Source organism: Alkalihalobacterium chitinilyticum, assembly GCF_029028005.1.
GTDB lineage: Bacteria > Bacillota > Bacilli > Bacillales > Bacillaceae_F > Alkalihalobacterium > Alkalihalobacterium chitinilyticum.
On sequence record NZ_JAOTPO010000003.1, the window covers coordinates 306,086 to 319,067 of the forward strand.

Annotated in this window: 9 protein-coding genes; 1 reads left to right on the forward strand and 8 read right to left on the reverse strand. The window is 39.6% G+C overall.

What is annotated here, in order from left to right; genetic code table 11:
- Positions 1–12: 12 nt before the first annotated feature.
- The gene (locus N7Z68_RS06470; protein WP_275117645.1) at positions 13–894 is read right to left on the reverse strand and encodes a YicC/YloC family endoribonuclease; all 882 of its coding nucleotides are present in this window, start codon (positions 892–894) and stop codon (positions 13–15) included.
- A 133-nt stretch (positions 895–1,027) separates the two neighbouring features.
- Positions 1,028–3,736 carry a cation-translocating P-type ATPase gene (locus N7Z68_RS06475; RefSeq protein WP_275117646.1) on the reverse strand — a complete coding sequence of 903 codons (2,709 nt, stop codon included), beginning with the start codon at positions 3,734–3,736 and terminating at the stop codon, positions 1,028–1,030.
- A 147-nt stretch (positions 3,737–3,883) separates the two neighbouring features.
- Between N7Z68_RS06475 and N7Z68_RS06480 the strand changes: the two genes are divergently transcribed.
- On the forward strand, positions 3,884–5,593 hold the full coding sequence (locus N7Z68_RS06480; protein WP_275117647.1) for an Rqc2 family fibronectin-binding protein: 1,710 nt from the start codon (positions 3,884–3,886) through the stop codon (positions 5,591–5,593).
- 58 nt (positions 5,594–5,651) lie between these two features.
- Here N7Z68_RS06480 and N7Z68_RS06485 read toward each other — a convergent pair whose 3' ends face one another.
- From N7Z68_RS06485 to carB, 6 genes are all read right to left on the reverse strand, one after another.
- On the reverse strand, positions 5,652–6,308 hold the full coding sequence (locus N7Z68_RS06485; RefSeq protein WP_275117648.1) for a class I SAM-dependent methyltransferase: 657 nt from the start codon (positions 6,306–6,308) through the stop codon (positions 5,652–5,654).
- A 244-nt stretch (positions 6,309–6,552) separates the two neighbouring features.
- Positions 6,553–7,185, reverse strand: a complete 633-nt coding sequence (pyrE, locus tag N7Z68_RS06490; protein WP_275117649.1) for an orotate phosphoribosyltransferase — start codon at positions 7,183–7,185, stop codon at positions 6,553–6,555.
- The gene (gene pyrF, locus N7Z68_RS06495) at positions 7,182–7,895 is read right to left on the reverse strand and encodes an orotidine-5'-phosphate decarboxylase (RefSeq protein ID WP_275117650.1); all 714 of its coding nucleotides are present in this window, start codon (positions 7,893–7,895) and stop codon (positions 7,182–7,184) included. Before pyrF ends, pyrE begins: the two co-directional genes overlap by 4 nt.
- Positions 7,895–8,806, reverse strand: coding sequence for a dihydroorotate dehydrogenase (locus N7Z68_RS06500; RefSeq protein WP_275117651.1), 912 nt, complete (start codon positions 8,804–8,806; stop codon positions 7,895–7,897). The genes pyrF and N7Z68_RS06500 overlap by 1 nt, the downstream gene beginning before the upstream one ends.
- Complete coding sequence (locus N7Z68_RS06505; RefSeq protein ID WP_275117652.1) at positions 8,803–9,579, reverse strand: dihydroorotate dehydrogenase electron transfer subunit; 777 nt, start codon at positions 9,577–9,579, stop codon at positions 8,803–8,805. Before N7Z68_RS06505 ends, N7Z68_RS06500 begins: the two co-directional genes overlap by 4 nt.
- A 201-nt stretch (positions 9,580–9,780) precedes the next feature.
- Positions 9,781–12,969, reverse strand: a complete 3,189-nt coding sequence (gene carB / locus N7Z68_RS06510; protein ID WP_275117653.1) for a carbamoyl-phosphate synthase large subunit — start codon at positions 12,967–12,969, stop codon at positions 9,781–9,783.
- Positions 12,970–12,982 lie beyond the last annotated feature (13 nt).

The window sequence follows — 12,982 nt, forward strand, 5'->3', positions numbered from 1 at the left end:
TTTTCTATAAAATCATTCAATATTTTGCACTTGTTCTTTAATTTTTTCGATTTCGCTCTTTAATTCTACCACTTGTCGGCTTATATGTATGTCATTTGCTTTTGAGCCAATCGTATTTACTTCACGATTCATCTCTTGAATGAGGAAATCTAACTTTCTGCCAACAACTCCACCCTCTTCAATAATCTTTTGAAATTGGACGGTGTGAGAATCTAACCGAATTAATTCCTCATCAACATTCGACTTATCCGCAAAGAAAGCTACTTCATTTAAGAGTCTATTTTCATCATATTCAACTTGGCCTTGTAAAAATTCTTCTACACGCTTCTGTAACTTTGTGCGATAGTGTTCAGCTACTTTAGGAGCATATTGTTTCAAGTCCGTTGCTAATTGACTTACATGTTCAACTCTTGTTTTTAAATCAATAAATAACGAATGTCCTTCTCGCTTTCTCATTTCGACAAGCTTCAAGGCAGCCTCTTCTGTAGCTTTAATAAGTGTGGAGAATAATCCTTCATCCGTTTGTTCTTGCTCGTGAACACTTACAATCTTTTCATGTAGAAGCAATGCGTCTACTGACGGCTGTCCTGTGATATCTGCTCGCTTTTTCATATCAGCTGCTACGTGAATATATTCCTGAAAGAGATCCCAATCTATATCTAACCGCTTTTTGACGAGACCTTCACCCTCTATGTTAATAAAAACATCAACTTTACCACGATGCACTTGTTTTTGGACGGCTTTCTTTAACTGTTCTTCAATCGGTAAAAGCTGTCTAGGCATACGAATCATTACTTCAAAAAAACGATGATTATAGGAACGCATTTCAACTGAAACTTTAAAGCGTTCATTTTCTAAGACCGCTTGCCCGTATCCTGTCATACTTGTAATCATCTTATCACATCCACTTTTTCTATTCTATCTAATATTAACACCTTCAACAATAAAAAGGAAAGAAAGGCCGTTACAGGTAAAAAGTTACCTATAACAGCCTAACGAAACTTTTCTAAAATAGCAAGTAATAAACTTAACGCTTTTTACCAAATAATTGACCTGCCCCTAAAACAACTGTAGGTATTGCAGCCATACCAAGAATAAGGAGCCAATCACGTGCGTCCATATACGTCGTATGGAAAACAGTTTGTAATGGCGGGTAGTAGATAACAGCAAGCATAAGTAAAACAGATGAAATTACCGCAACTACAAGATACATATTTTCAAAAGGATTACGGTGATACACGGAATACTCACTGCGACAGTCGAATACATGGATTAATTGAGCCATAACGAGTGTAACAAATGCTACCGTCTGCGCCTTGGTCAAATCATCTGGGTTCGCATTTAATGTCACCATAAATGCCACTAAAGTTACGACACCAATCATAAAACCTCTGCTCACAATTTTCCAAGCAAGGCCTCTTGCAAATACACCTTCATCAGGACTTCGCGGCGGTCGTTTCATCACATCACCTTCCGCTTTATCCATTCCAAGAGCCATTGCCGGCAACCCATCAGTTACGAGGTTAATCCATAAAATTTGAATCGCTACGAGTGGCAAAGGCAACCCTAAAATCATCGCAAACAACATGACTAAAATTTCTCCAACATTGGATGCGAGCATGTACCGAATAAATTTTCGAATGTTCTCGTAAATATTTCTTCCTTCTTTAATGGCTACTTTAATCGTTGCAAAATTATCATCGCTTAATATGAGAGATGACGCTTCTTTAGCCACATCTGTACCTGTAATTCCCATTGCAATCCCAATATTTGCTGCCTTAATGGCAGGGGCATCATTAACACCATCACCGGTCATTGCGACAATATGCCCTCGTGCTTGGAGCGCTTTGACAATCTTTAATTTATGTTCTGGAGAAACACGAGCAAATACATACACATCATCCACGATTTCCTCTAGCTGTTGGACACTTATTCTAGAAAGCGTTTGACCGTCAAGTACTTTACCGTTTTCAGGAAGTATATCAAGTTGCTTTGCTATCGCTCGAGCTGTAATCGCGTGGTCTCCAGTAATCATAATGGTTTTAATACCTGCTTCACGACACTCACGAATAGAGTCTCTCACTTCTGGTCTTGGAGGATCAATCATTCCTTCAAGACCAATGAACGTTAAATCTTTTTCTACATCTAATGGATAATCCACTTTATCAGAAGTCGAGAGTGGACGATACGCGATCGCAATCGTACGCAACGCTTGACTTGCTAATGTTGTTATCGCATCCTCTACTAACGTTCGACTTCTGTTTGTCAGAGCTTCTTCTCGGGAATTGAAAAAGATGTTTTTACTATTTGCTAATACGACATCAGGTGCACCTTTAGTGATCGCAAACCTTTTACCATTTTTATCTTCAACAATTACTGTCATCATTTTTCTCGTTGATTCAAATGGAAATTCTTTAATGATTTTAAATTGCTTTTTAAGAGAATCTGAAGTAATCCCTGCTTTCATTGCAGCAACTACCAGTGCTCCTTCTGTCGGGTCGCCATCTAGGTAAAATTCGGTTTTCTTCTTTTTTAATAGACCTTCCTTGACCGGTTTTTCATTGATTTTCGCATGATTACATAAATATCCAAAAGCTAGCATCTGTTGCAGGGCTCGTTCTTTTTGAATGTTTACTTTTTCACCACTAGCTAAAAAATCACCTGTTGGCTCATAGCCTGTTCCTGTTACATGCCACGTTTTTCCACCAATCCACAAGTGAGTTACTGTCATCTTATTTTGCGTTAAAGTTCCGGTTTTGTCAGAACAAATGACTGACGCACATCCTAACGTTTCAACGGCAGGGAGTTTACGAACAATCGCCTTTCGTTTAATCATTCGTTGAACACCTAGAGCTAGTGCAACAGTTACGATCGCTGGTAACCCCTCAGGAATTGCAGCAACGGCTAAAGAAACCCCAGCGAGGAACATCGTGTAGACGTCATGTCCTTGATAAACCCCAATTAAAACGACAAGAGCTGTAAGAAGAAGTGCAACACCAATTAAAATCTTCCCCAACTGCTCTAATTTTCTTTGCAAAGGGGTTACTAATGTTTCTGTTGATTGAAGTAAATGGGCTATCTTCCCCATTTCTGTTTTCATTCCAGTTGCAATAATTACACCAATTCCATTTCCTTGGGTGACGAGGGTACCCATAAATGCCATATTGGCTTGATCTCCAAGTTCAAGGTCTTCACCTACTAAAACCTGTTCACTTTTTTGTACAGGAACAGACTCTCCTGTAAGTGACGATTCCTCAATTTGAAGACCATTGACTTTTAAAAGCCTCATATCAGCACCAATTCGGTCACCGCTAGTGACCTTAACGATATCACCCACAACCGCCAAACTAGACGGAATTTTCGTCCACTCTCCATTACGAAGGACGACTAGTTGTGGAGCTGACAATTCTTTTAAGGCAGTTAATGATTTTTCTGCTTTTCGTTCCTGTACGAATCCTAATACACCATTTAATAAGATAATAATCATAATTGTAATCGCATCGATGTATTCACCTAGCAACCCGGAAATGAGTGTCGCAGCTAGTAAAACGAGCACCATAAAATCTTTAAATTGACTTAAGAAGACTAATAGTGCTGAAGGTTTTTCTCCTTCGTCCAATTTGTTTTCCCCATATTGCTTTAACCGCTTTTGTGCCTCCTTATCTGACAAACCCGTTGTTCCGTTTGTTCCCGTCGATCTTTCAACTTCGTTTACCTCCATCTCATACCATTTCATGAAGACACCCCACATCTTGTACACTTTATACAAGCATCATATTCAGGCACGTCCTAAAAAATGCTATACTGTTGATAGTAATGATTTTATAAATATTAAATTTTAAACTTATTTCAAAAGTTGAACGTTAAGGAAGTTGGTGAACGTATGTCATTTGATGGACTAATGACTAGAGCAATAACAAACGAGTTACAAGAAAAATTAGTAACGGGAAGAATTTCCCGTGTCTATCAACCTTATAAAACTGAGCTATTATTAACGATCCGTGCAAAAGGCACCAATCATTCATTGCTTTTATCGGCAAACCCTTCATTTGCCCGTGCTCATTTAACGAAGGAAAAATATGATAACCCTCAAGAGCCACCGATGTTTTGTATGCTGCTCCGCAAACATCTAGAAGGTAGTTTTATAGAAAAAATTGAGCAAATCGATATGGAACGTATCATTACTATTGATATAAAAGGAAAAGACGAATTAGGAGATACTACATATAAAACATTAGTTATTGAAATTATGGGACGGCATAGCAACATTACACTGATTGATAAAGAAAGTAAAAAAATTATTGACAGCATCAAGCATATTACACCGTCACAAAGCAGTGTAAGAACGGTTCTCCCAGGTCATACGTATGAATATCCACCTGGGCAAGGAAAGACCGACCCCTTTTCTGTAGATGAAGAAGGATTGCTTCGTAAGCTAGATTTCAATCAAGGGAAATTAGATAAGCAGCTTCTCGAAGCTTTTTCGGGCATATCACCACAAGTGACAAAAGAAATCGTTCACCGTGCGAAGTTATCACAGCAAAAAGCTGTCGTATCTGGATTTTTTGAAGTAATTGACCCATTAAAAGCTAATCAATTTGAGCCACAGATGATCATAGCAACTGGAAAAGAAGCATTCTCTTTATTTTCATTAACTCATTTACATGGTGATGTGCGTTATTTCTCTTCAGTAAGTGAACTACTTGACCGCTTTTTTTATGGTAAAGGAGAGCGTGACCGAGTAAAACAACAAGCTCATGACCTTGAACGCTTTTTACGAAATGAACTCTCCAAAAATGAGAAAAAAATAAAAAAGCTAGAGAAAACATTAGTTGATGCTGAAAAAGCACAAAAGTATCAACGCTTCGGCGAACTATTAACCGCTAACCTTTATATGGTTAAACGCGGTGACAAAGCAGTCGACGTCATCGATTATTACGATGTAAACGGTGCAACTGTAACGATCCCATTAGACCCACAGAAGACACCGTCAGATAATGCTCAAAATTTCTTCCGCAAATATAATAAAGCAAAAAACTCCGTTGCAGTTGTAGAGGAACAAATAGAAAAAGCAAAACAAGAAATTAAATACCTTGATCAATTAATTCAGCAAATGGAAGCAGCATCTCCTAAGGATGTTGAGGAAATTCGTGAAGAGCTAGTTGAAGAAGGCTATGTAAGACGTCGGCAAAAAGATAGTAAGAAAAAGAAAAAACCGACCAAACCACAAGTAGAGTCCTATATCTCATCAGCAGGTGTGGAATTTTTTGTCGGTAAAAATAACAAGCAAAACGAATACCTAACGAATCGATTTGCCCGTCAAGACGAAATCTGGCTGCATACAAAAGACATTCCTGGTTCTCACGTCTTGATCCGCGATACCAATCCAGACGAGACGACGTTAACAGAAGCAGCAACAGTCGCTGCGTTTTATAGTAAGGCACGACAATCAAGCGGTGTACCTGTTGATTATACGAAAATCCGACATGTCAAAAAGCCAAGTGGGTCAAAACCTGGCTTTGTTATATATGACAATCAAACAACGTTGTATGTAACACCTGATGAGGATCTAGTATTGAAGTTGAGAAAGTAATTCTCATTATGCGGGAATAAAATTAAAGGACAGCCATTTAATTGGGCTGTCCTTCTTATTATAGCTTACAAATGGTAATTAAAGCTAAGCCGTCAACAACCGGAAAGTGCTCCACTTCCTTTGCTCCGCAGCCCTTAAGAAACATCGAAAGTTCCTCCGAATTATAGCGATGACGTAACGTTGAAATATTAGACCATTTTAGCAGCGTCGTTTCCTCAAACTGTGTAATCTTATGCCGTTCACAATACTCGGCAGCTGTCTGCTGACTCATATGTTCAGATGGGTTTAACATCGCAATCATACCACCCTCTTTAACGACACGGATCATCTCCTTAATACCTTTGGCTGGTTCTGGTAAGAGAAAAAGCACACATGTAGAAATCGCTAAGTCAAATTCATGATCACCAAATGGTAAACTATACGCATCCCCTACTTGAAAAGTAGCTTTATCCTTTTTACCATTTTCCTCGTAAAGTTCATTTGCAGCTTGAATCATTCCTTCAGAGAGATCAATACCTACTACATGATCGGCTTCATCTACTCCTCTAAATAATAAACGTCCTGTTCCACAGCCTACATCCAATACGCGCTTGCCACTCCAAGTTCCTGTTGCTTGTTTTAGTTGATCATGTACAGCCCCTAACCACTTAGTACATGCCATCCCATCAAAAAAAGGCACTAACGGATCGAACTCTTCCCCATCCATCTTTCGCATATGTACTCCCCCTTCATATTACCTTCAAACTGTCATTACTAGCTCAGGATATTTTAATACGCTAGACCGCGCTGTAGAATAACTTCGGCTTTCCTAACTCACATTCCTTTAACATTATACAAAATTTAGGAAGGAATAAATAAGATTTATATAAAATATAGAGATGAAAATCATAAATGATCTCCACCTCTATTTTATGTCTTTAGTTGCTGAATGCTTTAACTGTTGCCAGTCCAACTCTATATTAGGCGTTCATCCAATCTGTAGAAGATGGATTTTGACGCCATTGCTTTAGTTTTGATACTTCTTCTTCATTAATATCTTTTCTCTCTAATGATACTTGAAGAAGTGTTTCATAATCTGTTAGTACTTGGAACGGTAATTTTGCTTCTTCGAGTTGAGTGATCCCTTTTTCTAAACCGTATGTAAAAATGGCCACAACTCCAACGACAATTCCACCTACTTCACGAACGGCTTCTGCAGCAGTAATGACACTTCCTCCTGTTGAAATCAAATCTTCAACAATCACTACTTTATCACCAGCTTCGATCTTACCTTCAATTTGATTACCTTTTCCGTGACCTTTTGCTTTACTGCGAATATAGGCCATCGGCTTTTCCATCAAATCACTTACCCAAGCCGCATGAGGAATACCGGCAGTGGCCGTCCCTGCAATAACATCAACATCAGCATAATTTTCTTCAATTAATTGCTTTAACCCATTCGCAATATCCTTACGAATGACAGGGTAAGATAGTGTTAAACGATTATCACAATAAATGGGAGATTTCATCCCTGAACTCCACGTAAATGGGTCATTTGGGCGTAAATATACAGCATTTATATCTAATAGGTGCGTTGCTATTTGTTTTTTCATGATAATTCCTCCCATTCTTTTACGACTCTTTCATAAGCACTTGCAGGATCTTTACTCGCGGTAATACTTCTTCCTACCACGATTCCCCAACTGCCAAGTTTTCTAGCATCACTCGGTGTTGTCACCCGTTTTTGGTCCCCTACAGCATCTCCAGCTAGACGAATCCCAGGTGTGACTGTTAGAAACTGTTCTCCACAAGCCTCATGAATTAGCGGTACTTCTAGTGGAGAAGAAACGACTCCATCTAATCCACTTTCACTTGCTAGTTTCGCATAGGCTTGAACCGTTTCTTTCATCGTTCCATTAATCTTCAATTCTTGTTGCATGACCTGTTCACTCGTACTCGTTAATTGTGTGACAGCGATCAACTTTGGACGCTCTATTCCAGATGGAGTTCCTGCATAAAGACCGTCCATCGCTCGTCTCATCATTTCTGAACCACCTGCAGCATGGACGTTAACAATATCAACATTTAATTGAGCGAGAGCTTTCATTCCTTGCTGTACAGTATTTGGGATGTCATGCAACTTTAAATCTAAAAAGATTCGATGCCCTTTTTCTTTCAAACTATGAATTAGTTGTGCACCTGAACTATAAAAAAGTTCCATACCGACTTTTAAAAAAAGCGGTTCATTTGGCATTTTCGTTAGAAACTCTTCAACCGCTTCGGTGCTGGAAAAATCTAAAGCAATAATAACTGGTCTGTTCATTATTTCCAGCTCCCTCCCGTTAATTCAGAAATGTGATCAACACCAAGCTGATCTAACCATTCAGGCAGTGCATTGATAATATCCGGACAAATAAATGGATCCACAAAGTTTGCTGTACCAACGGCAACAGCATCGGCACCTGCTAAGAAAAATTCAATAACATCTTCAGCTGATTGTATTCCGCCCATTCCGATAATCGGGATCGAAACCGCTTGACTTACTTGATGGATCATACGGATCGCTACCGGCTTTACCGCTGGTCCAGAAAGTCCACCTGCACCATTGGCTAAGATCGGTTTTCTTGATTTCAAATCAATCCGCATTCCTAATAATGTATTAATCATAGATAGTCCATCGGCACCTGCTTCTTCCACAGCTCTAGCCATTCCAACAATATCAGCAACATTAGGAGACAACTTCACATAAACCGGAACCGAAGATACTCGTTTCACTTCTTTTGTCAATTCTGCTGCTACTTCTGGGATTGTACCGAAGGCAATTCCGCCTTTTTTAACGTTTGGACAAGATATATTCAGCTCTAATGCAGTCACATTGGGTGCTTTAGATACGCGTTCTGCTACTTCAATATAATCTTCCATTTCTGATCCAGCTACGTTCGCAATAATAGGAACATCATACTTTTCTAGCCATGGTAATTCTTCATTTACAACTTTTTCAAGGCCTGGGTTTTGTAATCCGATGGCGTTTAGCATTCCAGCTGCTGTTTCGGCAACACGTGGTGTTGGATTTCCGTAGCGCGGTTCAGCTGTAGTAGCTTTAACTGCAATCGCACCGAGCTTACTTAAATCGTAAAACTTTGCATACTCTTTTCCAAATCCAAAGCAGCCGGAAGCTGGCATAATTGGATTTTTCATAGATAATCCTGGTAGTTCTATTTGTAAACGGCTCATAGTATCACCTCTCCGATTGGGAATACAGGACCGTCTGTACATATCTTTTTATATGAAGTACCTGTTGGATCGTCTTGAAGATGACATACACAGGCTAAGCACGCACCAATTCCACAGCCCATTCGCTCTTCAAGAGATAAATACGCTCGTCTGTCATGAAAGCGATCTTCTAATGCTTTCAACATAGGGTTAGGCCCGCAAGAAAATAACACATCAAAATTAAGACCTTCTTGCTCAATCACATCAGTCACAAATCCTTTTGAACCATGTGTTCCATCAACTGTTGCAACATAAGTATCTCCAAGTTGCGCAAATTTTTCTTCATAAAAAACATCTTTGGCTGAAGCAAAACCAAGGACGTGAACGACTTTTACACCTCTTGCTTTCAGTTGCTGTGAGAGGTAGTACAGTGGAGGAACACCAATACCCCCACCTACTAACAAGGCTACTTCTCCCTCTTTTGCTTCTTCTACAGGAAAGCCTGTGCCAAGGGGACCCATGACATCAACAAGTTCCCCTTTCACACGTTGAGATAAAAGTGACGTTCCTTTTCCACCAGCACGATATAACATCGTTAGCTGCTTTTTGTTTAGATCGACATTACATATGCTAATTGGGCGTCGTAACAGCGGATCAATTCCACGATCAATTTTGACATGAACAAACTGCCCTGGTGTTGTCATATTTGAAACAAGTTCACCTTCGATTACTAATTCAAATATTTGATCGGCAATCCTCTCTTGGTGAACGATTGTTAAGTTATCCTTAAGCACAAGCACATCCCCCTTTATTAAAAGACAAGTTAGTATAGATTCGAAGATGTCTAGCTGCAGCGCCCAGCGACTGGCGAGACTTCGCTCTCCTCCTTACGATAAGTCAACATCGGCTCTCTGACGTTCACCGTGTTTCCTTTATCTCATACGGACGAGCTCCAGTCCGTTCGTCACTGAACGGGCGCTTTCGCTTTTCTTTTCTTATTGCATTGCTGGCATACTTTCTGAAGCGAATGTAATTGACTCGATTACTTTTAATAAAGCTTCTGCTGTATCAAGTGACGTCAAACAAACTACACCGTTTTCAACTGCTTCACGACGAATTCGGAAACCATCACGAGCCGGTTGTTTTCCTTTAGAGAATGTATTAATTACAAATTGTGCTTGTCCTTGGCGAATAACATCTAGTAAATTGGGCTTTTCAGCACCAATTTTATTAACAGTTGTTACTGGGATTTGCAGGTCTTTAATCATACCAGCAGTTCCTTCGGTTGCTAAAATGTTATAGCCAATACGGTGGAAACGCTGAACAAGTTCTAAGCCTTCTTCTTTGTCCTTATCAGCAATAGTGAAAAGAACTGAACCGTACTTAGGAATTTTCATACCAGATGCAATTAACCCTTTATAGAGCGCTTTTTCTAATGTGTAGTCACGTCCCATAACTTCACCTGTTGATTTCATTTCAGGACCGAGTGAAATATCGACACGACGCAGCTTAGCAAATGAGAACACTGGTACTTTAACCGATACTTCTTTGCCTTCAGGGTGATAGCCTGTTTCATAGCCTAATTCAGGAAGCTTCTTACCTAAGATCGCTTTCGTTGCAATGTTTGCCATAGCAACACCTGTTATTTTACTTAAGAATGGAACCGTACGACTTGAACGAGGGTTTACTTCTAGCACGTAAACCTCATTTTCATGTAAAACGAACTGGATGTTTAAAAGTCCAACGATATTTAATCCGCGAGCTAATGAAATCGTACGCTCAATGACCTTCTCTTTAATTTCAGCAGAAAGTGTTTGTGGTGGATAAACCGCAATCGAGTCACCTGAGTGAACGCCAGCACGCTCGATATGTTCCATAATTCCTGGTATATAAACGTTTTCACCATCTGAGATAGCATCCACTTCAATTTCTTTTCCTGTTAAATAACGGTCAATCAATACCGGATGTTTCGGGTTGATCTTTACCGCATTTTCCATATAGTTTAGTAACTCAGCTTCTTTATAAACGATCTCCATTGCTCTACCACCTAGTACATAAGATGGACGTACTAAGACGGGGTAGCCAATGTCAGTTGCAATTTTCACTGCTTGATCTACTGAAGTTGCTGTTTTACCTAGTGGTTGTGGTATTCCTAATTCTTGTAATGTATTTTCAAACTTATCACGATCTTCAGCACGGTCCATATCTTCTAATGCTGTTCCTAAAATTTTAACTCCACGAGCTGATAGACCTTCCGCTAAGTTGATTGCCGTTTGACCACCAAATTGAACAATTACACCTTCTGGTTGTTCTTGTCTAATGACATGCAGCACGTCTTCTAGTGTTAAAGGCTCAAAGTACAGCTTGTCAGAAGTACTGAAATCTGTTGAAACCGTTTCTGGGTTATTGTTAATAATAATCGCTTCGTATCCAGCTTCTTTAATTGCCCAAACCGTATGAACTGTCGCGTAATCAAACTCAATTCCTTGTCCGATACGGATTGGTCCAGAGCCTAATACAAGAATACTCTTTTTATCTGAAATGAATGACTCGTTTTCATCTTCATACGTTCCATAGAAATATGGAGTTGCAGATTCGAATTCTGCTGCACACGTATCAACCATTTTATATACTGGCATAATTCCTTTTTGCTCACGCAGGTCGAAAAGCTCTCCCTCTTCCATTTCCCATAATTGTGCGATCGTTACATCAGCAAATCCTTTTTCTTTTGCTTCAGTTAACAGTTCAAGGTTACCTTTGTTATCTTTTAATGACTGTTCTAATTTCACGATATCTTCCATTTTATGAAGGAAGAAATGATCAATTTTACTTAATTCCCAAAGTTTTTGTACCGTGTAACCACGACGGAACGCCTCACCGATTACAAACAAGCGCTCATCATCCGCTACAGCTATACGCTTTTCTAACTCGACATTTTCAAGTGTCTCAAGTCCGCTTCTTTCTAAATGGAATACACCTGCTTCTAATGAACGAATGGCTTTTAAAAGAGACTCTTCTAAATTACGTCCAATCGCCATAACTTCCCCTGTCGCTTTCATTTGTGTTCCTAATGTACGGTTTGCTGACTCAAACTTATCAAATGGCCAGCGTGGAATTTTACTTACGACATAGTCAAGCGCTGGTTCAAAACTAGCATACGTCGTTTTCGTAATCGGATTCATAATTTCATCTAATGCATACCCTGCTGCAATTTTTGCTGCAATCTTTGCAATTGGATAACCTGTTGCTTTTGACGCAAGTGCTGATGAACGGCTTACCCGTGGATTTACTTCAATGATGTAGTATTGATAGCTGTCCGGATCGAGTGCAAACTGAACGTTACATCCGCCTTCAATTCCTAATGCACGAATAATTTTTAAAGATGAATTACGAAGCATTTGATATTCACGATCAGAAAGCGTTTGACTAGGTGCTACTACGATGGAATCTCCTGTGTGTACGCCAACTGGATCGATATTTTCCATGTTACATACAACGATCGCTTGGTCTTTACCATCACGCATTACTTCATATTCTACTTCTTTAAATCCAGCGATACTTTTCTCTAAAAGACATTGTGTCACTGGGCTGTACTTTAGTCCGCTCGTTACGATTTCTATAAGGTCTTCCTCGTTATATACAAGTCCGCCGCCAGTTCCACCAAGTGTATATGCCGGACGAACGATAATTGGATAACCGACACGCTCAACAAAACGGTAAGCCTCTTCAAGGTTATGAACGATATCACTATCTGGTACCGGCTCATTTAATTCGTTCATTAATGTTCTAAACAAGTCACGATCCTCAGCACGTTTAATGGCGTCAAGATGTGTTCCTAATAGTTCAATATCGTACTCTTTTAAGATACCTGACTCTTCTAGTTCCACAGCCATGTTAAGACCAGTTTGGCCACCTAAAGTTGCCAGAAGACCGTCTGGGCGTTCTTGACGAATAATTCGGCTAACAAACTCATACGTAATTGGCTCAATATACACTCGATCAGCCATCGTTGTATCCGTCATAATTGTTGCTGGGTTAGAGTTAATAAGAATTACCTCATATCCTTCTTCTTTTAACGCTTGACATGCTTGTGTACCTGCATAATCAAATTCAGCTGCTTGTCCGATAACGATGGGTCCTGACCCAATCACTAAAATCTTTTTAATATCCGTACGTTTTGGCATGTTGTCTCCCCCT